The following is a 26283-nucleotide window of genomic DNA, read 5'->3' as shown; positions in this document are numbered from 1 at the left end:
TAATGATGATTATTATTGTTAAAAGTTAAGGGAGATAATTAATAGTGCCTACAATAAATCAATTAATAAGAAACGGCAGAAAAAAAATAACGAAGAAGACTTCTTCGCCGGCATTGAGAAGCTGTCCTCAAAAAAGGGGTGTGTGCGTTAGAGTGTACACGACGACTCCAAAGAAACCTAATTCTGCCCTTAGAAAAGTAGCAAGAGTGAAACTTACAAACGGAATGGAGGTAACTTCCTATATTCCGGGAGAAGGTCATAATTTGCAGGAACATTCGGTAGTTTTAATAAGAGGCGGAAGAGTTAAAGATTTACCTGGTGTCAGATATCATATAATAAGAGGTGCGTTAGATTGTGTCGGTGTTAACGGAAGAAAACAATCAAGATCAAAATATGGTGCAAAAAGACCTAAATAATTTTTAAAGTCAAGGGAGCTCAAATTGTCAAGAAGAAAAAGATCGGTCAAAAGGGTGATTGACGGTGACCCAAAATTTAACGATAAAGTAGTCCAAAAGTTTATAAATAAGATAATGTACGACGGCAAGAAAAGTATTGCCGAGGGTTTATTTTATAGTTCTTTAGAAATTATTCAAGAAAAAACTAAAGAGGATGGGTTTAAGATATTTAAACAGGCAATAGATAATGTAAAACCGGTTTTGGAAGTGAAAGCCCGCAGGGTAGGCGGTTCCAATTATCAGGTGCCGATAGAAGTCAGAAGCGATAGAAAGCTCTATCTTGCCATAAGATGGATTGTTACGTATGCAAGAATGAGAAATGAAAAATCAATGGAAGAAAATTTAGCTTTAGAAATTTTAGATGCTTCAAACAATAAAGGTGGTTCAATTAAAAAGAAGGAAGATACTTTTAAAATGGCAGAAGCAAATAAAGCATTTGCTCACTTTAGATGGTAGACGGGGAAAATAATGGCTGACAGAATATCGCTTGATAAAATACGAAATATCGGAATAATGGCTCATATTGATGCCGGTAAAACTACAACAACTGAAAGAATATTATACTATACCGGTGTCAACTATAAAATTGGTGAGGTTCATGAAGGAACCGCAACTATGGATTGGATGGAGCAAGAGCAGGAGAGAGGAATTACGATAACTTCTGCAGCTACGACATGCTACTGGAAAGATCATAGGATTAATATAATAGATACGCCTGGTCACGTTGACTTCACTATAGAAGTCGAAAGATCTCTAAGGGTTTTGGACGGAGCAGTTGCTGTTTTTGACGGTGTAGCCGGCGTTGAACCGCAATCAGAAACTGTTTGGAGACAGGCAGACAAATATTCCGTGCCCAGAATTTGTTTTGTCAATAAAATGGATAGGACGGGAGCAAATTTTTTCAGATGCGTAGATATGATAAAAACAAGACTTAATGCAGTGCCTGTTGTTATGCAAATACCTTTTGGATTAGAAGATTCATTTAAAGGTGTTATAGATATTGCAGCAATGAAAGCATTAGTGTATAACGACGAAACTATGGGCGCAAAATATGAAACAATAGATATTCCGGAAGATTATAAAGCGGAAGCTCAAAAGTATCATGCTGAATTTTTAGAAAAATCATGCGATTTTAATGATGAGCTTATGGAAAAATATTTAGCCGGCGAAGAAGTTGATGTCGCATCGGCTAAAAAAGCTATCAGACAGGGAACCTTAGAATTTAAAGTTGTTCCTGTATTTTGCGGATCAGCTTTTAAAAATAAAGGCGTGCAGCCGCTATTGGATGCGGTAGTGGAATATTTGCCATCTCCATTAGATGTACCGTCAATTAAAGGAATTAATCCCAGGACAGACAAAGAAGAACTTAGAAAAGCATCTAATGATGAGTCATTTTCTGCATTAGCTTTTAAAATCGCTTCAGATCCATATACAGGTCAATTAACGTACATACGTGTGTACTCCGGTGTTTTACAGTCAGGTTCATATGTATATAATTCTGTAAAAGACACAAAAGAAAGGATAGGCAGGCTTCTTAGAATGCATGCAAATAAAAAAGAAGAAATCAAAGAAGTATTTGCAGGCGACATAGCAGCTGCTGTCGGACTAAGGAGCACTACAACAGGGGATACGCTATGCGATGATTCAAACCCCATTGTTTTAGAAGCTATGGATTTTCCGGACCCTGTTATATCAATTGCTATTGAACCTAAGACAAAAGCTGATCAGGAAAAGTTAGGTTTATCGCTTCAAAAATTAACTGTAGAAGATCCTTCATTCAGGGTTAAAACAGATGAAGAAACCGGTCAGACTATTATATCGGGTATGGGCGAACTGCATTTAGAAATTATTGTTGATCGCCTTCTGCGAGAATTTAAAGTAGATGCGAATGTCGGAAAACCGCAGGTTGCGTACAAAGAAACAATAAATAAAAAAGTTCAATCCGAAGGTAAATTTATTAGACAGTCCGGCGGTCGTGGACAATACGGACATGTATGGCTTGAGATTGAGCCGCTCGGAAAGGGCTCGGGTTTCGAATTTGAAAATAAAATTAAAGGCGGAGTTATACCAACAGAATATATACCTGCTATAAGTAAAGGAATAGTGGAAGCTATGACAAACGGAGTAATGGCAGGCTACCCGGTTGTAGATATAAAAGTTGCAGTTTACGATGGTTCATTTCATGAAGTAGATTCTTCTGAAATGGCTTTTAAAATAGCAGGATCTATGGCTTTTAAAGAAGGTTGTAGAAAAGCGTCTCCCGCACTGCTTGAACCGATTATGAAGGTTGAAGTATTAGTACCAGAAGATTTTATGGGGGATGTCATAGGCGATTTAAATTCCAGAAGAGGCAAGATTTTAAATTTAGAAGCCAGAGCAGGGATTCAGGTAATTAATGCAGAAGTTCCGCTGGCTGAGATGTTTGGATATTCAACAGATTTAAGATCGAAAACTCAAGGTCGGGCCAACTATTCTATGGAATTTTTAAAATATGAACAGGTTCCTAAGAATATTTCAGAAGAAATTGTTGCAAAGTCGCAAGGTAAATAAACATTATTTTCCAGGAGGATTAGATGTCCAAAGAAAAATTTGACAGATCAAAGCCGCATGTCAATATAGGCACAATAGGTCACGTAGATCACGGCAAAACAACTTTAACCGCAGCTATTACCAAGGTTCTTTCAAGAAAAGGCAAGGACTTTGCAAATTTTAAATCATACGATCAGATTGACAATGCTCCGGAAGAAAGAGAAAGAGGAATCACGATAGCCACTTCTCATGTAGAGTATTCGACTGATAAGCGCCATTATGCTCATGTCGACTGTCCGGGTCATGCCGATTATGTTAAAAATATGATTACCGGCGCAGCTCAGATGGACGGCGCAATTCTTGTAGTTTCGGCTGCAGACGGACCTATGCCTCAAACAAGAGAGCATATTCTTTTAGCGCGTCAGGTAGGAGTTCCCTATATTGTCGTATTTTTAAATAAAGTAGATATGGTTGATGATCCTGAGCTGTTAGAACTCGTCGAATTAGAAGTAAGAGAGCTTTTGACGTCTTATAATTTTCCGGGAGATACCGTTCCTGTAATAAAAGGCTCTGCTCTTAAAGCATTAGAAGCGGATACTGATAACGAATGGACTGCTAAGATAATAGAGCTCATGGATGCGGTAGACGAGTATATACCGCTTCCTAAAAGAGACATAGATAAACCTTTCCTGATGCCGGTTGAAGATGTATTTTCAATATCAGGCAGAGGAACGGTAGCAACGGGCAGAGTAGAAAGAGGAATAGTTAAGGTAGGAGACGAAGTCGAGCTTGTAGGTATTCAGGCAACGACTAAAACAGTAGTTACCGGAATTGAAATGTTCAGAAAATTACTCGATGAAGGCAGAGCCGGCGATAATGTCGGAGTCCTTTTAAGAGGCAAGAAACGTGAAGATATAGAAAGAGGTATGGTTCTGGCTAAACCCGGTTCTATTACCCCGCATAAAAAATTTAAAGTTGAAGCCTATATATTAACTAAAGAAGAAGGCGGTCGTCATACTCCGTTTTTTAACGGTTATCGTCCGCAGTTTTACTTTAGGACTACAGATGTTACAGGAGTCTGCACATTGCCTGAAGGTGTTGAAATGGTAATGCCCGGAGATAACGTTTCTATGGCGGTTGAACTTATAACGCCTATAGCGGCCGAAAAGGAGCTGAGATTTGCCATAAGAGAAGGCGGACATACGGTTGGCGCCGGTGTTGTAACAGAGGTTGTAGAATAAAAATACTGATGCATTTTAATAATTAATCTTTATTATTTATATTAAAGGAGTTGTGGCTTCCTATTATTTTAGGTGCTATATAAAAAATGGAAATTCAAAAAATTCGTATAAGATTAAAGGCGTTTGACCATAAATTATTGGACCATTCGGTTGAGGAAATAGTTGATACTGCAAGAAGGACTGGATCTAAGGTTAGCGGTCCCATCCCTTTGCCTACTAAAATAAATAAATATTGCGTATTAAGGTCTCCTCATGTAGATAAAAAATCTAGAGAAGAGTTTGAAATGAGAACACATAAGCGAATAATTGACTTAGTTGAGCCAACTCAGGCTACAATTGATGCCTTAATGAAATTAGATTTATCTTCAGGCGTTGATGTCGATATAAAACAGATATAATTGAACTTGGAGCGCTAAATATGTTAAAAGCACTAATAGGTAAGAAAGTTGGAATGACTCAAGTTTTCAATGAAGATGGAGGTATAGTACCGGTTTCCATTCTGATGGCTGGTCCATGTACAGTAGTCACAAAAAAAACTGTTGAAAAAGATGGTTATGATGCAGTTCAGATTGGTTATGGAGAAATTAAATCTTATAAAGTTAATAAACCGGAGTTAGGTCATTTTAAAAAAAACAACATAAACCCTGTAAAAATATTAAAAGAATTTAGAATATTAGATGATATTAGTTCCGTTAACATCGGAGAGGTTTATAACGTCTCAGTCTTCGACGGAATTAAAAACGTAAGTGTTTCCGGCACTTCAAAAGGGAAGGGCTTTCAGGGTGTTGTTAAAAGATGGGGATTTAAGGGCGGCAAGGATACACACGGTTCAAATTTCCACCGCGCGCCTGGTTCGATAGGTCAATCTTCATATCCGTCTAAGGTTTTTAAAGGACTGCATATGCCGGGACACATGGGTAATGATAAAATAAGCGTGTTAAATCTGAAAGTCATTAAAATTGATAAGGATAATAATTTGTTGTATGTTAAGGGAGCTGTTCCGGGCGCTAACGGTAATATTGTTTACATATATGTAGCTAATGAATCAGGAAGAAAGATAGTTAAATAAATTAATATAAAAAAATTATTATATATAATATTTGCTAAATGAATAAAAAATAAAATTGTTTTTATAATTTATATTTTTATATATATAAAATAAAGGGTGTGAAATGTCCCAGACAGCTGAGCTAATTAATATTAATAATGAAAAAGTAGATGATATTGTATTAAATGAAGCAATTTTTTCTTTCCCTCTAAATGAGGTTCTGATTAAGCAATATGTTTTGTTGACGCAGGCCAATAAAAGATTGGGGCTTGCTTCTACAAAAAATAGAAAGATAGTATCCGGCGGCGGAAAAAAACCATGGAAGCAAAAAGGCACCGGAAGAGCAAGAGCTGGTTCAAGCCGTTCTCCGTTATGGAAAGGCGGCGGAGTTATATTTGGTCCTACTTCTGAAAGAAACTATAATATGGATATGCCTAAAAAGGCACGAAAAGGTGCATTAAAGTCGCTCTTTGCAGAATTATATAAAGGTAAGAAAATAACATTTATAGAAGACTTTGAAATGTCAGATATTAAGACTAAGTCTATGGTTAATATTTTTAAGACCTTAAATATTAATAAAGGTATGCTAATATTGCCGGAAAATGACGATAATATTATAAAATCGGCTAGAAATCTATATAAATATAAAATATCTACGGTTGATAACTTTAATATAGTTGATTTATTAAAATATGAGAATATTATTATCAGCAAATCAGCGCTTAACAAATTAGAGGTGAAATTATTACAATGAAAGAATTGCATAAAATAATTGAAAAGGTAATACTTTCCGAAAAGAGTTTGGGTCTAAGAGAAACTCAGAATGTATATGTTTTTAATGTTAATAAAAACGTTAATAAAAATGAAATAAAAATAGCTATTGAAAAGTTTTTTAATGTTAAAGTTGACAGCATTAAAACATTGATAAATAGAGGGAAATTTAAAAGAATCGGTAAATATACGGGCAAATTGTCCAATACTAAAAAGACGTATGTTAAATTAAAAGAAGGCCAACATATTAGTGCATTAGAAGTATAATAGGAGAATTAAGTTCATGCAAATAAAAAAATATAAACCTACATCCAGCGGACGAAGATTTCAAAGTGTTTCCGATTTTTCTGAAATAACTAGGGAAACTCCTGAAAAAAATTTAACGGCTGCACACAAAAAGCAGGCTGGACGCAATAACTATGGACGTATCACTGTCAGGCATCAGGGCGGAGGACATAAAACAAAATATAGGATTATAGATTTTAAAAGAAATAAAAGAAATATTCCTGCTACCGTAGCTGAAATAGAATATGATCCAAATAGAACTTCAAGAATAGCTCTATTAAATTACATTGATGGAGAAAAAAGATATATTTTATGCCCCAATGGGCTTAAAAAAGGACAGCAGGTTATCGCATCAGAAGAAGCTGATATTCAGGTTGGCAATAGTTTGCCGCTTTCTAAAATTCCTGTCGGCACTATGATTCATAATATTGAATTAAAGCCCAATTCCGGCGGTCAATTAGCTCGAAGCGCTGGGGCTTATGCTCAACTAATCGGAAAAGACAACGGTTATGGTCAATTGAAAATGCCTTCCGGCGAATATAGGATTGTTCCGGAAGGGTGTTATGCTACTATTGGACAGGTAGGTAATATTGACCATGAAAATATAAGTATTGGCAAAGCCGGCAGATCGAGATGGCTTGGTAAAAGACCTTCTGTTAGAGGTGTAGCTATGAATCCTGTAGACCATCCTCATGGCGGCGGAGAAGGTAAGACGTCGGGAGGCAGACATCCTGTAACTCCTTGGGGAGTACCTACGAAAGGTTACAAAACTAGAAACAATAAAGCTACATCTAAATACATAATAAAAAGAAGAAAGCCGTAATTTTGGAGGATTATAGTGGGAAGGTCTATTAAGAAGGGTCCATTTATTGATAAATCATTAATTGAAAAAATAGATAAAGCAAATTCTAATAATGATAAAAAAATTATAAAAACGTGGTCTAGAAGGTCAGATATTATTCCTGATATGGTTGGTCACACATTCGCAGTACACAACGGGAGAAAATTTATACCTGTTTTTGTATCTGAAAATATGGTCGGTCATAAATTAGGCGAATTTTCTGCTACAAGGACTTTCACTATGCATTCCGGCGATAGAAAAGCGAAAGTTAAACAAGGGGCTGGAAAAACAGGCTCCAAATAAAATTAAGAGAGGTTTATATGCAGTTTCACGCAGAGGCTAAATATATAAGAGTTTCACCGCAAAAAGCGCGATTAGTTATAGATATGGTACGAGGGAAGAAAGTTTATGATGCCCTTAATATTTTGAAATTTACAAACAAAAAATCGTCAAGTATTGTATATAAGTTATTAAAATCAGCTATTGCCAATGCATTAAATACCGGTAAAGTTGATATTGACAATTTATTTATATCTACGGCATTTGTAAACATGTCATTTTCGTTGAAAAGAGTTATGCCGAAAGCAATGGGAAGAGCAGCAACTATTAAAAAAAGAATGAGCACAATAAAAATAATACTTGATGAAAAATAATATCGGAGGTTAATTTGGGCCAAAAAGTTAATCCAATAGGTTTACGATTGGGAATTAATAAGACATGGGATTCAAAATGGTATCACAAAAAAGATTATCATATTTATCTGCATGAAGACATTAAAATCCGTAAATTCTTAAAAAGCAAGTTGTATTCGTCAGGCGTCGGTAAAATTGATATTGAGCGCAAGTCTGATAAGCTAATTTTAAATATATATACTGCAAGACCAGGCATGGTGATAGGAAAAAAAGGTTCGGAAGTCGATACCTTAAAAACTTCAATTTCCGGTTTTGCGAAAGTCAATGATAAAGATTTAAGTATTAATATACTGGAGATTAAAAAACCAGAAATTAATTCTGTATTGGTAGCCGAAGGAATTGCATCTCAGCTTGAGAAAAGAATCGCTTTTAAGAGAGCTATGAAACGCAGTGTTAATTTGGCATTGAAGAGTGGAGCAAAAGGCATTAAAATTTCGTGCGGCGGAAGGTTAGGCGGCGCGGAAATAGCGAGAACAGAGTGGTATAAAGAAGGACGAGTGCCGTTGCATACTCTTCGGGCAGATATAGATTATGGTGTTGCTGAAGCCAATACAACCTACGGAAAGATAGGCATCAAAGTATGGATATATAAAGGTGACATTCTTTAATAATAATATTTGTTAGTAGCTTTTTTTTTGCATAAGTAAAAAATTATTGAAACATTAACGATATAAGATTAATAAATAAATAGGTGAATTACAATGTTAATGCCGTCTAAAACAAAATTTAGAAAACAAATGAAAGGAAGAATGAAAGGTGTTGCGACGCGCGGTAATTCTATTGCCTTTGGCGATTACGGATTGAAAGCCTTAGAATGCGGATATATAACATCTCGTCAAATTGAAGCTGCCAGAATTGCAATGACCAGATTTGTTAAAAGAGGCGGAAAGATTTGGATAAAGGTATTTCCTGATAAACCAATAACGAAAAAGCCAGCTGAAACAAGAATGGGTAAAGGTAAAGGCAGTGTAGAAGAATGGGTTGTAGTTTCACGTCCAGGATTAGTTTTGTACGAAATGGGCGGGATTTCTAAAGAAGTAGCAAAGGAAGCATTAAGACTCGCATCCCATAAATTGCCCATTAAGACAATTTTTATTGAGAGAGGTGAATTTTAATAATGAAATATAAATATCAAGAAATAAAAACTATGGGTTTGCCAGAGCTTCAGGTAAAAGAAGATGATATTAAAAAAGAAATATTTAATTTGAGAATACAAAAATCTATCGGTTCTTTAGAAAACCCTAAGAGATTAAAATTATTAAAAAAACAGATTGCTTGGATAAAGACTTCATTAAACGAAAGAAATAGGGGTATAAAATGAAAAAAACATTTATCGGCAATGTAGCTTCTGATAAAATGGATAAAACTATAGTTGTTTCAGTATCTAATTTAGTAATGCATCCTCTTTTTAAAAAATTTATAAAGACAGCTAAAAAATATAAAGTGCATGATGAAAATAATATTGCAAAAATAGGTGATAAAGTATTGTTTTGCGAATCAAGACCTATTTCGAAAGATAAAAAGTGGAATCTCAAGAAAGTATTAGAAAAATGATTTAATAGAAAATAAATTTAGGGGAACATAAAATGATTCAGATGCAAACAATTTTAACATCCGCTGATAATTCCGGAGCTAAAAAGCTGATGTGTATTAAAGTGTTGGGCGGTTCAAAAAGAAAATATGCTTCAATCGGTGATACCATTGTTGTATCAATCAAGGAAGCCGTTCCTAATTCCAAAGTAAAAAAGGGCGATGTTGCTAAAGCTGTAATTGTCAGAACTGCTAAAGAGACAAGACGCTCTGACGGTACATATATTAAATTTGATAATAATTCTGCTGTCCTAATTAACGCTCAAAAGGAGCCTATAGGTACCCGTATTTTTGGTCCGGTTGCCAGAGAATTAAGAGCAAGAAAATTCACAAGAATTATTTCTTTAGCTCCAGAGGTTTTATAACTATGACTATTAAATTAAAAAAAAATGATTTAGTGCAGGTAATAGCCGGCAAAGAAAAAGATAAAACAGGCAAAATACTTCGTATAGATAAAAAAAGCAATAGAGTAATAATTGAAAAAGTTAATATGATAAAGAGGCATGTTAAGCCTAAAAGTGCGCAAGAGCCCGGCGGTATAATAGACAAAGAAGGCTCTATAAACATTTCTAATGTTGGAATTTATTGTCCAAAGTGTAAGAAAGCCGTTAGATACTCTACTAAGATAAAAGATGATAATAAAAAAGTACGCATATGTAAAAAATGCGGAACTGAGCTCTAATTGGGGGAAATAAAAAGTGATATCAAGATATTTGGAATTGTATAATAAAGAAATAATACCTCAAATTATGAATGAACATAACTATAAAAATATACATCAAATTCCGAGGTTAGAAAAAATAGTTATCAATATGGGTTTAGGAGAAGCTACTTCAAATCCAAAAATTATAGAAAAGTCATCCGAAGAGCTGGCTAAAATAACGGGACAGCATCCGGTTGTTTCAAAAGCTAGAAAGTCTATTGCTGCATTTAAACTTAAAGAAAAACAAGAAATTGGATGTTTCGTTACATTACGCAGCAAAAAAATGTATGATTTTCTTGATAGACTGATTAATATTGCTCTGCCAAGAGTCAGAGATTTTAAAGGCGTTTCAAAGAAATCTTTCGATGGCAGAGGCAATTACACTTTCGGAATTAAGGAGCAAATTATTTTTCCTGAAGTAAGTTATGAGCTTGTCGAAAAAATAAAGGGGTTCAATATCACAATCGTAACAACCGCAAACACGGATGAAGAAGCTTACAATTTATTAAAAACATTTAAATTTCCTTTTAAAAATTAGAGGATCGGTGTATGGCAAAAAAATCGTTATTCATAAAAGCTTTTAGGAAACCAAAGTTTAAAGTAAGGCAGCATAACAGATGCCCGATTTGCGGTAGACCAAGAGGCTATTACAGAAAATTTGATATGTGCAGAATATGTTTTAGAACATTATCAAGTAAAGGTGAAATTCCTGGGATTACCAAATCCAGCTGGTAATATTGCTTATTTTGCATATTTTTAGAAATTATGTAAATATGGCAATAAAGGTTGTTTATTTTAATAAATTATAATACAATATCACTTCGAAATTAATTTTTTAATTGTATTATTTTATATAGTATTATTTTATATAGATTAATTTTTCACAAATTGCATATTGGGAGATAATATAAATGCATGACCCTATTTCAGATTTAATAATTAGAATTAAAAACGCTTCTTCGGCAGGTAAAAAATCTGTTGTGATTCCGTATTCAAAAATCAAAGAGGAAATATGTAAGAATTTGCTGAAAAATGGATTTATTGAATCCGTTGCGATAATTGATTTTGAAAATATTGCCAAAAAATCGCTCGAAGTAGTTTTGAAATATACTAATAAAAAGAAACCGTTAGTTATAGAAATGAAAGTGACCAGCACACCAGGTCTAAGGCGCTATAAGAGCGTGAAAGATATTAGACCGTATAAAAACGGTCTTGGTATTGAACTTTTCACTACTTCTAAAGGTATAATTTCAGATTATGAGTGTTTAGAAAAAAATGTAGGCGGTCTGTCAATATTAAAAATTATGTAAATATATATCATTAAAAATAGGATGTAAATATAATGTCAAGGATAGGAAAAAAACCGGTTAATATACCGGCAGGTGTAAAGGTCAAATTAGAAGATAAAATCTTAACATGTACTGGTCCAAAAGGTTCAGTTTCAAAACAATTACCTGAAAAATCTTCTGTGAATATAAATGATTCCATAATTACAGTCAGCCTGGCAGATGACGATAAAAATAACGAAAAATTTACAGGGTTGACGCGTACAATTATTGCCAATTGCATAGAAGGCGTATCCACTGGTTTTTTTTTAAATTTAGAGATTATTGGTGTTGGATATAAAGCAGAGGTGAAAAATAATTTGCTAAACTTGAGCTTAGGCTATTCTCATCCTGTTATTTTTAACATTCCTGATACAATAGCTATAAATGTTGAAAAAAATACTTTATTAAAAATTACCGGAAACGATAAAGATCTTGTAGGACAAGTTGCGGCGAAGATCAGAAGCTATAGAAAACCTGAACCGTATAAAGGCAAAGGCATAAAGTACAGCGATGAAATTATAAAAAGAAAAGTCGGTAAAGCTTCAGGAAAATAATTTAAAAGGAAAAGCCTAAATATGAAAACTAAATTAGAAAAAAGATTAAGAAGAAAAGTTCAAATCAGGAAAGCTATGCGAAATAGTAAAAGACCCAGGCTTTGTGTTTATAAAAGTCTAAATAATATTTATGCGCAAGTTTTCTCTTTGGATAACAAAGTCTTAGTTCAGGTATCGACGTTATCGAATGAGATAAAAAACGAAATTAGCGGACATACGGGAAATGTTGAGTCTGCAAAAATAATTGGCGCTAAAATTGCTGAACTTTGTAAAAAAAATTCTATTAATGAAGTAGCTTTTGATAGGAATGGATATATATATCATGGCAGAGTTAAGGCATTAGCCGATGCTGCAAGAGAAAACGGTTTAATTTTTTAGTTTCAGGAGGATACTTTGGAAATATCTAATAAACAAGATTTAAATTTTAAAGATAAGGTTATACATATATCTAGGGTAGCCAAAGTTGTTAAAGGAGGCAGACGATTTGGTTTTTCTGCTTTAGTTGCAGTTGGTGACGAAGGTGCCGGGTATGTCGGAATTGGTCTTGGCAAAGCAAAAGAAGTACCGGAAGCAATAAGGAAAGCTACAGAGCAGGCAAAGAAAAATTTAATGAAAGTTAAAATTTTTAAGAATACCATTCCTCATGAACAGGATGCAAAAGCAGGTGCAGGCTATGTATTTATGAAACCGGCTCCTGAAGGAACTGGAATTATCGCCGGAGGAGCTATGCGAGCAATTTTTGAATTGAGCGGTATTAAAAATGTATATGCAAAAAGCATAGGTTCGTCAAATCCGCACAATGTTGCAAGAGCTACCATAAAATGTTTATCTTCACTATATTATAAAAAAGAATTAATAAATAGAAGATTTGAAAATAAGGAAAAATAAATGATAAGTTTAAATAAATTTAGCAAGTTAGGAAATAAAAAGAAAAAAAGGCTCGGCAGAGGTCAGGGTTCCGGTCATGGTCAAACTTCCGGCAAAGGTAATAAAGGTCAAAATGCTCGTGCAGGCGGCGGAGTCAGAGTAGGATTTGAAGGCGGACAAATGCCGTATATTAGGAGAGTACCTAAAAGAGGTTTTAATAATCCACTAAGAGAGGATTATATCATTGTTAATTTGAAAGATATTGCAGGTTTAAAAGAAGAAAATATTGATATTTATATGTTAAAAGATGCTGGTTTAGTAAAAAATATAAAAGGTAAAAAATTTAAAATATTAGGCGTAGGCGAAATAGATCGTAAAATCAAAATAACTTGTAATAAAATTTCTAAAAGCGCTAAAGATAAAATAGAAAAAGCTGGCGGAACAATTGAAATTATATAATGGCGAGATAATATAATGGCGCAAAGTTTTGAAAATGTAAGTAAAATTCCTGAGCTGCGCAATAGAATTTTTTACACTTTATTAATGTTTATTGTGTTCAGGCTCGGTGTGCATATTACTACTCCTGGCGTTAATGCTGTTGCTTTGACTGCATTTTTTAATAAAGCAAACAGTAATTTATTTGGAATGTTTAATATGTTTACCGGCGGTGCTCTATCAAGATTTTCTATTTTTTCTCTTGGTATAATGCCATATATCAGTTCGTCTATTATTTTTCAAATGCTTCCGATGGTTTTTCCGGCAATGGATAGACTGCAAAAGGAAGGAGAGGCAGGAAGAAAACGTTTGATGCAGTATATAAGATACGGCACTGTTGGTTTGGCATTGCTTCAATCTATCGGCATCAGTTATGGAATTCAGGCAATGAAAAGCCCAAATGGAATTCCTATTGTCTCAGACCCGGGTTTACCGTTTATGATTGTTTCAGTAATTGCTTTAACTGCCGGTACTGTTTTTGTTATGTGGATAGGCGAAGAAATATCTGAACATGGTATAGGAAACGGAATATCGCTAATTATTTTTGCAGGTATTGTTTCTGCGCTGCCAGCAGCTGCCGTAAATACTTTTAAACTTGTCGGCGCAGGAGAGTTGAGCCCTATGCTGATTATTTTAATTATTATAATGATGGCGCTAGTAATTGGATTTATTGTTTTTGTCGAATCTGCGCAGCGAAGAATTCCTATACAATATCCTAAAAAAATGGTGGGCAGAAAACTGTATTCCGGACAGGTAAGTTATTTACCGATTAAGGTTAATACTCCGGGGGTAATTCCTCCGATATTTGCTATGTCGATATTACTTTTCCCTGCTACTATTTCTAATTTTATAAAGGATCCATTTTTTGAATCCGTATCGCAATATTTAAATCCGGATGGTTTTTTATATAATTTGATATTTGTAGTTTTGATATTTTTCTTTTGCTATTTTTATACTGCAATAACATTTAAAGTTGACGAAGTAGCGGATGATTTAAGAAAATACGGCGGAAATGTGCCGGGTATTAAACCTGGAAAGTCTACTGCGAATTTTATAGATAAAATTCTTAACAGGGTTACATTTATAGGTGCTGTTTATGTCTCTGCTATCTGTTTATTGCCTACTATCTTAATTGATAAATTTCATGTTCCTTTTTACTTTGGAGGAACCGGATTATTAATTGTAGTTGTCGTTGCAATGGATACTATCGTTCAAATACAATCGCATTTATTGTATAGAAATTATGATAGTTTATTAAAAAAAGCATCTAAAAAAAGATGAAAAATAATTTAATTTGCGTTCTAATCGGCGCGCCCGGAGCCGGCAAAGGAACGCAGGCTAAAAATGTTGCAAACTATTATAATTGCAAACTTATATCTACAGGGGATATACTCAGAGAGAATGTTGAGAATCGAACGGTATTGGGTCTTGAAGCCAAAAAATATATTGACAACGGAAATTTGGCTCCAGCCCAAATTGTTGTTTCAATGATTAAAAATGTTATTAAATCGTCTGTAGAAGATAAAACCGCATCCGATAAAAGTTTTTTATTTGACGGATTTCCAAGAGATTTAGAACAAAATAGGCTATTCGAACAAATATTAGATGAGCTAAATTTGTCTATTAAGGGTGTCATATATATAAATATAGATGACGATATTGTGTATGAAAGGTTGACAAATAGGCGCATATGTCCTAAATGCAATAGAGTATATCACTTAAAATTTAATCCGCCTAAATTTGACAATTTGTGTGATGATTGCAAGGTTAAACTGATAACAAGAGAAGACGATAAAATAGATGTTATAAAAAATAGATTGGAAGTTTACAAGCAGTTAACGTACCCATTAATAGAATACTATCGGAAGAAAAATAAAGTTGTAGAGATTAATGGAAATAAAAATGCCGACGACGTATTAAAAGATATTATTTCAGGAATTAATTGCGCTAAATGATATTATTATTGATATTTTATATTTGATATATTTTATTAAGAAAAATGTATGAAGATGCTAATTAATTGTGATAATTTATCAGATAGATGATTAGTTTAAAAAGCAAAGCTGACATAGAAGGTATTAGAAAATCAGGTGCAATAGTAAATCAAGTGCTAAATAGCTTAGCTGAGATAACTAAACCCGGTTTGGCAACAAAAAATTATGACATCAAAGCAGAAGATTTAGTTCATAATTATTATAATGCTAAATGTGCATTTAAAGGTTATAGCGGTTTTCCGCATTCTGTATGCGTATCTATAAATGAAGAGGTTGTTCATGGGTTTCCATCAGATAGGAAACTGCACGAAGGAGATATAGTAAGTTTAGATTTCGGAGTTGTATATAACGGTTATTATGCAGATTCTGCAATAACGGTTCCTGTAGGCTCAATATCATCAGAAGCTGAAGATTTGATTGAAACAACTAGAAATTCTTTGTACGAAGGCATAAATCAAGCTAAGATAGGCAATGATTTGAGCAAAATAAGCGGCTCAATTGAAAATTATGTTTTAAGTAAAAATTTTTCTGTTGTTCGTGATTTTGTCGGACACGGTGTAGGGTTTAAATTACACGAAGATCCGCAGGTTCCTAACTATATTATTAAGAATTATAATGTAATCCTTGAAGAAGGTTTAGTGATTGCAATTGAACCAATGGTGAATGAAAAGAATTATAAAGTAAAAACAAAAAAAAATCATTGGACAGTTGTTACTATTGACGGCGGTTTGTCAGCTCACTTTGAACATACGGTTGCAATAACACAAAATGGTCCAGAAATTTTAACTTAATGTTGATAGTTTATTTAACTTAATGCTGATTGTAATAAATTAAATTTATATAAATGAGAAATCAAATTAAAATATGGCAAAAAAAGAAGATTTAATTGAGGTTGAAGGCGTTGTTTTAGAACCGTTGCCTAATGCTATGTTTAGAGTAGAATTGGAGAATGGGCACAAAGTACTTGCTCATATATCAGGTAAGATGCGTATGCACTATATAAGAATTTTACCCGGCGATAAAGTGACTGTTGAACTTTCGCCATATGACCTTACACGAGGCAGGATAATATTTAGAACAAAATAATAAAATTAATAAGAAAAATAAATAAGATAGGAGTATAAAAATTGAAAGTTAGATCATCGGTAAAAAAAATTTGCGATAAATGTAAAGTAGTAAAAAGAAAAGGCGTTGTCCGAGTTATTTGTGAAAATCCAAAACATAAACAGCGTCAGGGATAAATAGGAGGAATAAATGGCTAGAATATCGGGTATTGATTTACCAAAAAATAAAAGGATTGAAATCGGTTTGACATATATTTTTGGTATCGGAAGATCTACCTCAAAAAAAATATTGTCTAACGCTGGCATTGACTTGAATATCAAAGTTAACGACCTTACAGAAGACCAGGTTAATTTGATACGTCAGGCTATTGACCAAAAATTTAAGGTTGAAGGAGATCTTAAAAGAGAAATTCAAACTAATATCAAGAGACTTATTGATATAGCTTCATATAGAGGTCTCAGACATAAAAAAGGTTTGCCGGTAAGAGGTCAAAGAACAAAAACAAATTCCAGAACGAGGAAAGGACCGAGAAAATCCATAGGGTCATTAAAAAAAGCTTAAATGCGGATTGGATTAATAAACTTTATTAATTGAAATTATAATAATTTGAATTACTTAAGAGGTTTAAATGGCTGAACAGAAGAAAAAGACAATTAAGAAAAAAAAAGAAAAAAAAACAATACAGAATGCTATAGCTCACGTAAAATCAACATTTAACAACACGATAGTAAGCATCTCAGATTTAAATGGTAATGTTATTGCATGGGCAAGCTCAGGCAGTTCAGGTTTTAAAGGTTCAAGAAAAAGCACTCCTTATGCCGGTCAGATAGCTGCAGAAAACGCCGCTAAAAAAGTTTCTGAATATGGAGTATCAAACATAGAAGTATACATTAAAGGTCCTGGCAGCGGAAGAGAAAGTGCTCTGAGGGCTCTTCAAAGTTCAGGTTTGAACATTACGGTTATTAAAGATGTTACGCCGATACCTCACAATGGCTGCAGACCTTCTAAAAGAAGACGTGTTTGAGCTCTATTATATAGAGACAGCTTATTTTATTTATATTTGCAAATAGTTTATTAATAACATTAATTTTAATAAAGAGGTTGATAAATGGCTAAATATACTGAAGCCAGATGCAGAATATGCAGAAGAGAAGGATTAAAGCTTTTTTTAAAAGGTGAAAGATGCCTTACGGATAAGTGCGCTATTGAAAGAAAAGCTTACGGTCCGGGTCAGCATAAAGGAGGAAGGGGAAAGTTTTCTGAATTTGGAGAGCAATTAAGAGAAAAACAAAAATTAAGAAAAACATATAGTCTTATGGAAAAACAATTTAAAAAAGTTTATCGTTTAGCTGAAAAAATGGAAGGTATAACCGGAGAAAACCTATTAATATTGCTTGAAAGAAGATTAGACAATGTTATTTATGAAATGGGTTTTGCTAGTTCACGTTCGTTCTCAAGACAACTAATCAGGCATGGACATGTGAAAGTAAACGGTAAAAAATTAGATATTCCGTCATATACCGTGAACATTGGAGACGAAATAACAATGTCCGAAAAAAGTAAAAAAAATGATCTCGTTAATAAATCTATAGAATTGTCCATTAGAAAAAATACTTATAATTGGTTGGAAGTCGATAAGGATGCATACAAAGGTGTTTACAAGAATTATCCTGAACGAGATGATATTGCTACTTCAATAAACGAAAAACTTATTGTTGAGCTGTATTCTAAATAGGAGCCTAATATAATTTTTTTTGGAGGCAATATGAAAAAAAGTTGGCTTTCACTCATTAAGCCAAAAAGAATAGAATTTGAAAAGGAAACATATACGGATTATTATGGAAAATTGATTGTTGAACCTTTAGAAAGAGGATTCGGTATTACTATCGGCAATTCATTAAGAAGAATATTGCTATCGTCTATTATGGGTCATAAAATTTCAGAAGTTAAATTTGACAATGTATATCATGAGTTCTCCACAATTCCAGGTGTAACAGAAGATGTTACGGAAATAATCCTGAACTTAAAAGAGGTTGATTTTAACCTGTTTTCAGACGGCGGACAAGAGATTGTTTATCTTGATACAGATACCGAAGGCGATGTTTTTGCTTCGGATATAAAAACGTCTCAGAATATAGAAGTTATAAATAAAGAAAAGAAATTGTTTACGATATCAAAAGGCGGTCATTTTAAAGCTGAAATGTTAGTTACGAGCGGCAGAGGATATGTTTCAAGCGAGGTTATAAAGCGCGAAGATGCTTCATTGGGTACTATTACTCTCGATGTGGCATATTCTCCAATTAAAAAAGTTACTGTAGATGTTTCGTATGCAAGGGTAGGTAAAATAATAGATTACGATAGATTAGTGATGGAAATATTTACAAACGGGTATATTACGCCGGAAGATGCATTAAAAGAGGCTTCTGGAATTATGCAGGATCAATTGTCGGTTTTTGTATCTTTTGAAGAAATGGAGCAAATGCTTCCAAAAAGCATTAATGCGAATGAAGAAATAGTCGTAGAAGAAAAAAACAACGACAATCTTCATAAGAGTGTTGACGAATTAGAATTATCAGTAAGGTCAGCCAATTGTTTAAAAAATGCGGATATCAGAACATTATTTGAATTAGTTCAAAAATCTGAAAATGAAATGCTAAGAACTAAAAATTTTGGAAGAAAATCGCTGAATGAAATTAAAGAAGTCCTTGCAACTATGGGACTTAGTCTTGGTATGAAATTAGATAATGTTAAAAATATTGAAGAAACAAAAGAAAATAATTAGGAATTAACTAAATAGACAGAGGTAAAAAATGCGTCACAGAAAAATTAAGTCTAGACTAAATAGAACGTCGTCTCATAGGTCTGCGCTTTTAAGAAATATGGCGGCATCTATGATAGAGCACGAAAGAATTGAAACCACTCTTCCAAAAGCAAGGGTTATTAGAAGCTATATAGAAAAACTTATAACGCTTGGAAAAAACGATACTACGTCAAATAGAAGACTAGCGTTTTCAAGATTAAGGAATAAGTCCGCAACAAAAAAATTATTTGGAGAAATTAGTCCAAGATTCAAAGAAAGACCAGGCGGTTATACAAGAATTATAAAAACCGGATTCAGGGCAGGAGATGTCAGTCCTTTAGGATTTATTGAATTTGTCTCTGAAGACAAGCAAGAAAAAAATAAATAATTAGAAAGCGTCTTCATAAAAAGCATCTGATTTATTTTATGGACGCACTTATTGGAAAAGGTGTCAGATTAATTTTTTTTTGCAAATATTTTCTTTGTTAATTGAACTACTCTATATGCAAAAAAAATAAAATCTGACACCTTTTCCTTTTTTTTATTAAATTTACAATAAGATTTGTAAAAAAATCATTAAGAATTACAAAATCTATTGCTGCGGCACAGCCTCCATAATTATATTTTATATAGTCAAATATTAAATATAACGCACTTATTGTGTATTAGATTAAACAATATATAATTATGTTTAATTTAATAAAATTGTGATATAATTGCCTAATTATGTCAATAATAAACAAAAGCAATATAAAAGATATTGCATTATCATATAATGTAATTCCTATAATAAAAGAAATTACCGGAGATATGGAAACCCCTGTATCTATATTTTCCGTATTTTCTGATGAACCTTTTTCATTTTTTTTTGAAAGCGCTGAAGGTGTTGGTAAATGGGGGCGATATTCTTTTATTTGTTTGAATCCTCATTTTACAGTCAGTCTTTTAGGTAAAAATATAGTATTTAACAAATTTGCAGAAAAGAATAATATTTCATCTGACATTTCTACTTATAATTACAGTTTAGATGAAATTGACAATAAAGATATATTTTCTTTTCTTAAAGAAATAATCTCACAATATAAAATATATAATGAAGATCTTCCTGAAAATTTTACAGCCGGTTTATTCGGATATTTAGGTTATGAAATCTGCAGTTTAATTGAAAAACTTCCTCCGACTAAAAAAGATGTAACCGATGTGCCGGACCTTTTTTTAATGCTGCCTAAAAATATTATAATATATGATTCTTTATTACAAAAAATATTAATTGTAGTTCTCCTAATAAATGACGATTTTTCAGAAAATATTGAAGAAAAATTTGATGATGCAATTAATAATATTAAAAGCATTGTCGGTAAAATAAGGAATAGAAACTGCAACAACGCTGTTGAAAAGGTATTGGACGAAAACTTAAAATCGGGAAATATAGAAATAATTGACGAGGTTGATTTTAATCTGTATAAAGAAAAAGTATTAAAAGCCAAAGATTATATTCTTAAAGGAGATATATTTCAGATTCAAATTTCTAGAAGAAAAAAAATTTTAAATTACCCCAATCCTTTTTGTTTTTATCGCGCCTTAAGATTAGTTAATCCTTCTCCATATATGTTCTATCTTAAAATAAATGATTTTATTATAGCAGGATCTTCGCCTGAAAATTTAATTAAATTATCTGATAATATAATTGAAACAAGACCGATAGCCGGAACTATCATAAGAGGTTCCAATCCGGAAGAAGATGAAATGCTGGCATTGAAACTCCTTGATGATCCGAAGGAAAGGGCTGAGCATGTTATGCTCGTGGATTTGGGAAGAAATGATATAGGAAGGGTATCTAAAATAGGAACTGTCAAAGTTGATAAGCTAATGTATATAGAAAAATATTCGCATGTTCAGCATATAGTTACAAACATAGTTGCGGAGATAGATGAAAAGTTTGATGCGTTTGACCTTATCAGAGCAACATTCCCTGCAGGAACCTTAACCGGCGCGCCAAAAGTGAGAGCAATGGAATTAATTAACGAAATGGAAGATTCCAAAAGGGGGGTATACGGTGGAGGCGTTGGATATTTTGGATTTTTAAATAACGGTAAGTGCGAAAAAATGGAATTTTGCATTACTATCAGAACTGCGTTATTTAATAAATCTGCATGTTATATCCAGGCTGCAGGCGGGATAGTTTTTGATTCTACGCCTGAAAATGAATTTGCGGAAACTGAAAATAAATTAAAGCATCTCATAACAGCGTTCGATATAGCCGGCAAACTATGCGCTGATAGCAGAGCAGCCGGTTAAATGAAGGTTTAATTATATAAATAGATACGACGCGATGCTTATTTATTATTTATTTTAATATTTATTTTGATGTCTAAAAGACAGGCAGGATACATAAAAGGCGTATAAGGACTAATAATTATGATATTAGTTATAGATAACTACGATTCATTTACTTACAATATAGTGCAGTATGTCGGTGAATTAGGACATAAGGTAATTGTATATAGAAATGATGAAATCAGCATTGATAATATTAAAAAAATAAATCCTGATAAAATTATCATATCGCCAGGTCCTAAATCGCCGTCTGAAGCAGGAATTTCAGTTGATATAATTAAAAAGTTTTATAATAAGATACCGATACTAGGTGTATGTTTGGGGCATCAAGCAATAGGATACGCATTTGGAGCGGAAATAATCCGAGCGGCAAATATTATGCACGGAAAGGTTTCATCTATAAAACACGATTCGACGTCCCTTTTATTTAAGGGTATTCCTGAATCTTTTGAAGCGACCAGATACCATTCTCTTGTAATAAGCAAAAAAAATATTCCTGATATTATAACTATTACGGCTTATTCTAAATATGACAATGAAATTATGGCAATAGAGCTTAAAGGGTATAACGTATACGGCGTGCAGTTTCATCCTGAATCCGTACTAACTTTTCAAGGGAAAAATATAATTAATAATTTTTTACAATGTGAAGCATATGGAAATAAAAGAAATTATTGAAACATTGACAAATAGCATTGATTTAACCGAAGATGAGACGTTTAAAATCTTCAATAGAATATTCCTCGGAGAGCTTACCAACGCACAAATAGCATCAATTTTAACAGGGTTAAAAGCTAAAGGAGAGACGGTAGAGGAGATAGTAGGAGCTGCTAAAGCTATGAGGAGCAATGCGGTTGAAGCAGCGATACCGGATAGTATCCAATTTGAACTGGTTGATACGTGCGGAACGGGCGGGGATTATAAAAATACTTTTAATGTTTCTACATGCGCTGCAATTATAGCGGCAGGAGCAGGGGTCAAAATTGCAAAACATGGGAATTACGCAGTTTCTTCTAAATCGGGGAGCGCCGATGTTTTCCAAGAATTAGGCGTTAATATCCAAGCTGATATAAATACAGTCGTAAAATCTATTGAAGAGGCTAATATAGGTTTTTTATTTGCGCCAAAGTTTCATGGAGCTATGAAATTCGCTGCTCCTGTCAGAAGAGAATTGGGAATTAAAACAATATTTAATATTCTAGGTCCTTTGACTAATCCTTTTAATGCCAAAAATCAGGTAATAGGGGTTTACTCAGGAGAAATAGGAAAAAAAATTGCCGGCGCAATAAAATTGTTGGGGCTTCAAAGAGTTTATGCGGTATATGGCAAAGACGGCATAGACGAAGTTAGTTTATCAGATAAGACGACTGTGTATGAAATTAATGACGGGATAGAAATTTCCTATGAAATAAATCCAGAAGATTTAGGTTTTAATCTATGCGACATTAAAGAACTGCAAGCATTTTCCGCAGCTGAAAACGCTGCTATAATTAAAGATATAGTTTCAGGCAAAAAATCGCCTAAAAGCGATATGGCAATTTTAAATGCAGGGTTTGCTATTAAAGCTTCCGGTAAAACGGATGATTTGAGCGAATCTATTTGTTTGGCAAGACAGAGCATCGAATCCGGCAATGCAGAAAAAACTCTGAAAGAATTTATAAAAATATCTAACAGCAAAACGTAATAAGTGATATATGAATGCAAATATAAATTAAATTAAATAATATTAAATTAAATAATTGCATAACAGATGATATGGAGTTTACGCGTGATATTAGACGAAATTTTAAATAATAAAAGAGTTGAAGTTGAAAAGTTCAAAGAAAAAATAAATATACGGAATTATATAAAAGACGCACGAGAAACTTTCTATGAAAGCAGAAATTTTAAAAAAGCTCTAAAGCCTCGTTCTAATGGAGAGGCGGTTGCCTTTAAAATATGCAGTATAATAGCCGAACTTAAAAAAGCATCTCCTTCAAAAGGATTGTTTATTCATGATTATAAACCTGAAATGCTTGCAAAAAAGTATGAAAATTCAGGTGCGAGCGCCATTTCAGTTCTTACCGATAAAAAATTTTTTATGGGTGATACAGGGGATATTATAAAAGTTAAAAATGCAGTAAAATTGCCAATTTTAAGAAAAGATTTTATAATAGATGAAATACAGGTCTTTGAATCGAAAATAATAGGCGCTGATGCGGTTCTTCTGATTTTAAAGGCGATTTCAAAAGAAGATTATCTAAATTTTCTCTCCCTTGCAAGGGAATTGTCTATGGATGTGCTTACGGAAATTTCAGATGAATACGAATTGGATATTGCACTAGAATCAGGAGCTGAGATAATAGGAATAAACAACAGAGATTTAACCACTTTTAAAACGGATATTTCTAAAACAATGAATCTGGCAAAAAAAATAGCCCCGGGCATTATAGTAGTCGCTGAAAGCGGAATACATAAACGGCAGGATATAGAGGTGCTTATTCATCGCGGTATAAATTCTTTTTTAATAGGTGAAGCTTTAGTTACGTCTGAAGATGTAGAATCACAGATTAAATATTTTTTAGAACCTTATCCTGTTGATAATTATTCAGATATTTAATTTATTTAATAAGTAATATAGCATTCAATTATTATAATATTTTATTAAGCAGTATTTCCTTAATCCTGCAATAGAAAATATTTATGCATTTCTTTGCTCGGTTAAGCAAAAGATAACTTTCTATTGAAGGATTAAGGTATTTATATAGTATGGCTATAAAGATTAAAATATGCGGCATAACAAATTTAGAAGATGCTATTAATGCAGTTGAATTAGGCGCTGATTGCTTAGGTTTTGTTTTTTATAAAAACTCAAAGAGAAATATTGGCATTGAAAATGCAAAGAAAATCATTGCTGAAATTAACAATATTAATTTAAATTCAGAAAAAAATTTTTTTGAGACAAAAAAAGGTGTTTTAACGGCGGGGATATTTGTCGATGCAGATTTAACCGATTTGGATAAAATAATCAGCGAAACTGGTATAGATATTATCCAGCTTTCAGGCAGCGAAACACTTGATTATATCGAAAATTTAAAAAAATACGGCTATGAGCGTAATATTGTTAAAGCCGTTCACATAAATAACGAGACTGACATAGCCACGGTTCATCTATATGAATCTTCAGGGGTTAATATATTGCTTGATACCTACGCCGGACGGGGCATATACGGCGGAACAGGAACTGTTTTCGACTGGAATATAATTAAAAGTTTAGATTTATCTGATAAAATTATCGCAGGCGGCGTTTCTCCGGCTAATATAAATTATATAAATAATAATTTGAAACCGTATGGCGTTGACCTTTCAAGTAAAATTGAAAAATTTCCCGGAAAAAAAGATTATAATAAAATGAAGTTATTATTTGCCAATAGTAAATAACATGAACTATATTCTGATAAAATAGTTGGAGATAAAATGAAATATCCAGACAGCAAAGGGCATTTTGGAGAATACGGAGGAAGGTACATTTCTGAAACTTTAATGCCGGCAATATTAGAATTGGAAGAATTTTATAAAAAAATTAAAAACAATAAAGAGTTTAAAGACGAACTGAGAAGTTATTTAAAAAATTATGCCGGAAGACCGACGCCGCTTTATTATGCTTCCAGATTATCAAAGCTTTATTCTTCCAATATATATCTCAAAAGAGAGGATTTAAATCATACAGGTTCGCATAAATTAAATAATACGCTTGGCCAGGCTTTACTTGCCGTTAAAATGGGTAAAAAAAGGATAATAGCGGAAACAGGGGCAGGGCAGCACGGGGTTGCTACGGCGACGGTATGTGCTTTATTTGACATTGAGTGCGAAGTGTTTATGGGTATCAAAGATATTGAACGGCAAAAACAAAATGTGTTAAGAATGGAAGTGCTCGGAGCAAAAGTAACTCCGGTTAATGCCGGGTCGTCAACATTGAAAGATGCTATGAATGAAGCTATAAGAGATTGGATTACTAACGTGAGAACGACTTATTATATGATAGGCACTGCTGCGGGAATGCATCCTTATCCTGAGATGGTCAGAGATTTTCAGTCTGTTATAGGAAAAGAAGTTTTAAAAGAGTTAAAACAGATAGACAAATTTCCGGATATTTTGATTGCCTGTATAGGTGGAGGAAGTAATGCTATCGGTTTATTTCATCCTTTTTTAAAATATAAAGAAGTAAAAATGTACGGGGTCGAAGCCGGCGGATTCGGTTTAGAAACAGGAAAGCATGCCGCATCCATATCAGGAGGAAAGCCGGGGGTCCTGCACGGTAATAAAACCTACTTATTACAGGATGAAGACGGAAGAATCAAGGAAGCTCATTCAATAGCCGCAGGGTTAGATTATCCCGGAGTAGGACCTGAACATAGTTTTTATGCGGATAAAAAAAGAATAATTTATGATACTATAACCGATAAAGAAGCAATAGAAGCATTTAAGCTGCTATGCAGATTAGAAGGGATTATTCCGGCTATAGAAAGCTCACATGCCGTTGCATACCTTGATAAAATTAAAAATGAAATCAAGGGTAAAACAGTTATCGTAAATCTTTCAGGCAGAGGAGATAAAGATATGGAAACAATTGCAGGTTATATATCAGAAAATAAAATTACGGAAGAGCAGAATTGCAATAATAAATAATTGCAATAAAAATGATAGTT

At 33.3% G+C, this 26283-nt stretch carries 40 protein-coding genes; all 40 read left to right on the top strand.

Translation table 11 applies throughout. From position 1 onward, the window contains the following. The first annotated feature begins 44 nt into the window (after window positions 1-44). The 40 genes from EVJ46_02070 to trpB all read left to right on the top strand — a co-directional run bounded on the left by EVJ46_02070 (window position 45) and on the right by trpB (window position 26263). The gene (locus EVJ46_02070) at window positions 45-416 is read left to right on the top strand and encodes a 30S ribosomal protein S12 (GenBank protein RZD17047.1); all 372 of its coding nucleotides are present in this window, start codon (window positions 45-47) and stop codon (window positions 414-416) included. Between the two features lie 24 nt (window positions 417-440). Next, the gene (locus EVJ46_02065; protein ID RZD17046.1) at window positions 441-911 is read left to right on the top strand and encodes a 30S ribosomal protein S7; all 471 of its coding nucleotides are present in this window, start codon (window positions 441-443) and stop codon (window positions 909-911) included. 12 nt (window positions 912-923) lie between these two features. After that, the gene (gene fusA, locus EVJ46_02060; GenBank protein RZD17045.1) at window positions 924-3005 is read left to right on the top strand and encodes an elongation factor G; all 2082 of its coding nucleotides are present in this window, start codon (window positions 924-926) and stop codon (window positions 3003-3005) included. A gap of 23 nt (window positions 3006-3028) precedes the next feature. Next, window positions 3029-4225 (top strand): elongation factor Tu, encoded by a 1197-nt coding sequence (gene tuf / locus EVJ46_02055; GenBank protein ID RZD17044.1) that lies wholly within the window; start codon window positions 3029-3031, stop codon window positions 4223-4225. An 86-nt stretch (window positions 4226-4311) separates the two neighbouring features. Further along, a complete protein-coding gene (locus EVJ46_02050; GenBank protein RZD17043.1) occupies window positions 4312-4623 on the top strand; it encodes a 30S ribosomal protein S10 in 312 nt (103 codons plus the stop codon). 20 nt (window positions 4624-4643) lie between these two features. Next, window positions 4644-5294, top strand: coding sequence for a 50S ribosomal protein L3 (locus EVJ46_02045; protein RZD17042.1), 651 nt, complete (start codon window positions 4644-4646; stop codon window positions 5292-5294). A gap of 103 nt (window positions 5295-5397) precedes the next feature. Beyond that, a complete protein-coding gene (locus EVJ46_02040; GenBank protein ID RZD17041.1) occupies window positions 5398-6027 on the top strand; it encodes a 50S ribosomal protein L4 in 630 nt (209 codons plus the stop codon). Beyond that, complete coding sequence (locus EVJ46_02035) at window positions 6024-6311, top strand: 50S ribosomal protein L23 (GenBank protein RZD17040.1); 288 nt, start codon at window positions 6024-6026, stop codon at window positions 6309-6311. Before EVJ46_02040 ends, EVJ46_02035 begins: the two co-directional genes overlap by 4 nt. Window positions 6312-6327: 16 nt before the next feature. Next, complete coding sequence (locus EVJ46_02030) at window positions 6328-7152, top strand: 50S ribosomal protein L2 (GenBank protein ID RZD17039.1); 825 nt, start codon at window positions 6328-6330, stop codon at window positions 7150-7152. Window positions 7153-7167: 15 nt separating this feature from the next. After that, window positions 7168-7473 carry a 30S ribosomal protein S19 gene (locus EVJ46_02025; protein RZD17038.1) on the top strand — a complete coding sequence of 102 codons (306 nt, stop codon included), beginning with the start codon at window positions 7168-7170 and terminating at the stop codon, window positions 7471-7473. A 17-nt stretch (window positions 7474-7490) separates the two neighbouring features. Further along, complete coding sequence (locus EVJ46_02020; protein ID RZD17037.1) at window positions 7491-7823, top strand: 50S ribosomal protein L22; 333 nt, start codon at window positions 7491-7493, stop codon at window positions 7821-7823. 14 nt (window positions 7824-7837) lie between these two features. Then, on the top strand, window positions 7838-8470 hold the full coding sequence (locus EVJ46_02015) for a 30S ribosomal protein S3 (protein RZD17036.1): 633 nt from the start codon (window positions 7838-7840) through the stop codon (window positions 8468-8470). Between the two features lie 93 nt (window positions 8471-8563). Continuing rightward, the gene (locus EVJ46_02010) at window positions 8564-8977 is read left to right on the top strand and encodes a 50S ribosomal protein L16 (GenBank protein ID RZD17035.1); all 414 of its coding nucleotides are present in this window, start codon (window positions 8564-8566) and stop codon (window positions 8975-8977) included. A gap of 2 nt (window positions 8978-8979) precedes the next feature. Then, the gene (locus EVJ46_02005; protein RZD17034.1) at window positions 8980-9183 is read left to right on the top strand and encodes a 50S ribosomal protein L29; all 204 of its coding nucleotides are present in this window, start codon (window positions 8980-8982) and stop codon (window positions 9181-9183) included. Next, on the top strand, window positions 9180-9416 hold the full coding sequence (locus EVJ46_02000) for a 30S ribosomal protein S17 (protein RZD17033.1): 237 nt from the start codon (window positions 9180-9182) through the stop codon (window positions 9414-9416). Before EVJ46_02005 ends, EVJ46_02000 begins: the two co-directional genes overlap by 4 nt. 32 nt (window positions 9417-9448) lie before the next feature. Then, the gene (locus EVJ46_01995; GenBank protein ID RZD17032.1) at window positions 9449-9817 is read left to right on the top strand and encodes a 50S ribosomal protein L14; all 369 of its coding nucleotides are present in this window, start codon (window positions 9449-9451) and stop codon (window positions 9815-9817) included. 8 nt (window positions 9818-9825) lie between these two features. Further along, complete coding sequence (locus EVJ46_01990) at window positions 9826-10134, top strand: 50S ribosomal protein L24 (protein RZD17444.1); 309 nt, start codon at window positions 9826-9828, stop codon at window positions 10132-10134. A gap of 19 nt (window positions 10135-10153) precedes the next feature. Then, a complete protein-coding gene (locus EVJ46_01985) occupies window positions 10154-10693 on the top strand; it encodes a 50S ribosomal protein L5 (protein ID RZD17443.1) in 540 nt (179 codons plus the stop codon). Between the two features lie 11 nt (window positions 10694-10704). After that, window positions 10705-10890: a type Z 30S ribosomal protein S14 gene (locus tag EVJ46_01980; GenBank protein ID RZD17031.1), complete on the top strand. Its 186-nt coding sequence runs from the start codon at window positions 10705-10707 to the stop codon at window positions 10888-10890. Window positions 10891-11066: 176 nt separating this feature from the next. Beyond that, the gene (locus EVJ46_01975) at window positions 11067-11465 is read left to right on the top strand and encodes a 30S ribosomal protein S8 (GenBank protein RZD17030.1); all 399 of its coding nucleotides are present in this window, start codon (window positions 11067-11069) and stop codon (window positions 11463-11465) included. A 32-nt stretch (window positions 11466-11497) separates the two neighbouring features. After that, window positions 11498-12037 (top strand): 50S ribosomal protein L6, encoded by a 540-nt coding sequence (locus tag EVJ46_01970; GenBank protein ID RZD17029.1) that lies wholly within the window; start codon window positions 11498-11500, stop codon window positions 12035-12037. Between the two features lie 21 nt (window positions 12038-12058). Continuing rightward, window positions 12059-12415 (top strand): 50S ribosomal protein L18, encoded by a 357-nt coding sequence (locus tag EVJ46_01965; GenBank protein ID RZD17028.1) that lies wholly within the window; start codon window positions 12059-12061, stop codon window positions 12413-12415. Window positions 12416-12430: 15 nt separating this feature from the next. Then, window positions 12431-12925 carry a 30S ribosomal protein S5 gene (locus EVJ46_01960; protein ID RZD17027.1) on the top strand — a complete coding sequence of 165 codons (495 nt, stop codon included), beginning with the start codon at window positions 12431-12433 and terminating at the stop codon, window positions 12923-12925. Further along, window positions 12926-13363: a 50S ribosomal protein L15 gene (locus tag EVJ46_01955; protein ID RZD17026.1), complete on the top strand. Its 438-nt coding sequence runs from the start codon at window positions 12926-12928 to the stop codon at window positions 13361-13363. It begins immediately after the preceding gene. A gap of 15 nt (window positions 13364-13378) precedes the next feature. After that, window positions 13379-14680 (top strand): preprotein translocase subunit SecY, encoded by a 1302-nt coding sequence (secY, locus tag EVJ46_01950; GenBank protein ID RZD17025.1) that lies wholly within the window; start codon window positions 13379-13381, stop codon window positions 14678-14680. Then, entirely contained in the window at window positions 14677-15354 is a 678-nt protein-coding gene (locus tag EVJ46_01945; GenBank protein RZD17024.1) for a nucleoside monophosphate kinase, read from the top strand. The genes secY and EVJ46_01945 overlap by 4 nt, the downstream gene beginning before the upstream one ends. A gap of 86 nt (window positions 15355-15440) precedes the next feature. Beyond that, window positions 15441-16184, top strand: a complete 744-nt coding sequence (gene map / locus EVJ46_01940) for a type I methionyl aminopeptidase (GenBank protein RZD17023.1) — start codon at window positions 15441-15443, stop codon at window positions 16182-16184. Window positions 16185-16257: 73 nt separating this feature from the next. Beyond that, on the top strand, window positions 16258-16479 hold the full coding sequence (locus EVJ46_01935) for a translation initiation factor IF-1 (GenBank protein ID RZD17022.1): 222 nt from the start codon (window positions 16258-16260) through the stop codon (window positions 16477-16479). Window positions 16480-16520: 41 nt separating this feature from the next. After that, window positions 16521-16634, top strand: a complete 114-nt coding sequence (locus EVJ46_01930) for a 50S ribosomal protein L36 (protein ID RZD17021.1) — start codon at window positions 16521-16523, stop codon at window positions 16632-16634. A gap of 13 nt (window positions 16635-16647) precedes the next feature. Then, the gene (locus EVJ46_01925; GenBank protein ID RZD17020.1) at window positions 16648-17019 is read left to right on the top strand and encodes a 30S ribosomal protein S13; all 372 of its coding nucleotides are present in this window, start codon (window positions 16648-16650) and stop codon (window positions 17017-17019) included. Between the two features lie 67 nt (window positions 17020-17086). Next, window positions 17087-17482 (top strand): 30S ribosomal protein S11, encoded by a 396-nt coding sequence (locus EVJ46_01920; protein ID RZD17019.1) that lies wholly within the window; start codon window positions 17087-17089, stop codon window positions 17480-17482. An 84-nt stretch (window positions 17483-17566) separates the two neighbouring features. Continuing rightward, window positions 17567-18193 carry a 30S ribosomal protein S4 gene (locus tag EVJ46_01915; protein RZD17018.1) on the top strand — a complete coding sequence of 209 codons (627 nt, stop codon included), beginning with the start codon at window positions 17567-17569 and terminating at the stop codon, window positions 18191-18193. 30 nt (window positions 18194-18223) lie between these two features. Then, window positions 18224-19240, top strand: coding sequence for a DNA-directed RNA polymerase subunit alpha (locus EVJ46_01910; GenBank protein RZD17017.1), 1017 nt, complete (start codon window positions 18224-18226; stop codon window positions 19238-19240). A gap of 28 nt (window positions 19241-19268) precedes the next feature. After that, on the top strand, window positions 19269-19646 hold the full coding sequence (gene rplQ, locus EVJ46_01905) for a 50S ribosomal protein L17 (GenBank protein ID RZD17016.1): 378 nt from the start codon (window positions 19269-19271) through the stop codon (window positions 19644-19646). A 338-nt stretch (window positions 19647-19984) separates the two neighbouring features. Continuing rightward, window positions 19985-21556, top strand: a complete 1572-nt coding sequence (locus EVJ46_01900) for an anthranilate synthase component I family protein (protein ID RZD17015.1) — start codon at window positions 19985-19987, stop codon at window positions 21554-21556. Between the two features lie 120 nt (window positions 21557-21676). Then, complete coding sequence (locus EVJ46_01895; GenBank protein RZD17014.1) at window positions 21677-22273, top strand: aminodeoxychorismate/anthranilate synthase component II; 597 nt, start codon at window positions 21677-21679, stop codon at window positions 22271-22273. Next, the gene (gene trpD / locus EVJ46_01890) at window positions 22251-23279 is read left to right on the top strand and encodes an anthranilate phosphoribosyltransferase (GenBank protein RZD17013.1); all 1029 of its coding nucleotides are present in this window, start codon (window positions 22251-22253) and stop codon (window positions 23277-23279) included. The genes EVJ46_01895 and trpD overlap by 23 nt, the downstream gene beginning before the upstream one ends. Before the next feature lie 66 nt (window positions 23280-23345). Then, window positions 23346-24194, top strand: a complete 849-nt coding sequence (gene trpC, locus EVJ46_01885) for an indole-3-glycerol phosphate synthase TrpC (GenBank protein ID RZD17012.1) — start codon at window positions 23346-23348, stop codon at window positions 24192-24194. A 149-nt stretch (window positions 24195-24343) separates the two neighbouring features. After that, window positions 24344-25015, top strand: a complete 672-nt coding sequence (locus EVJ46_01880) for a phosphoribosylanthranilate isomerase (GenBank protein RZD17011.1) — start codon at window positions 24344-24346, stop codon at window positions 25013-25015. A gap of 36 nt (window positions 25016-25051) precedes the next feature. Then, a complete protein-coding gene (gene trpB / locus EVJ46_01875) occupies window positions 25052-26263 on the top strand; it encodes a tryptophan synthase subunit beta (GenBank protein RZD17010.1) in 1212 nt (403 codons plus the stop codon). Window positions 26264-26283: the final 20 nt, after the last annotated feature.

The organism is Candidatus Acididesulfobacter guangdongensis (assembly GCA_004195045.1).
In the GTDB taxonomy this organism is placed as follows: domain Bacteria; phylum SZUA-79; class SZUA-79; order Acidulodesulfobacterales; family Acidulodesulfobacteraceae; genus Acididesulfobacter; species Acididesulfobacter guangdongensis.
Note: the sequence above shows the minus strand (reverse complement) of the source record. Positions and strands in the feature narration are given on the sequence as shown.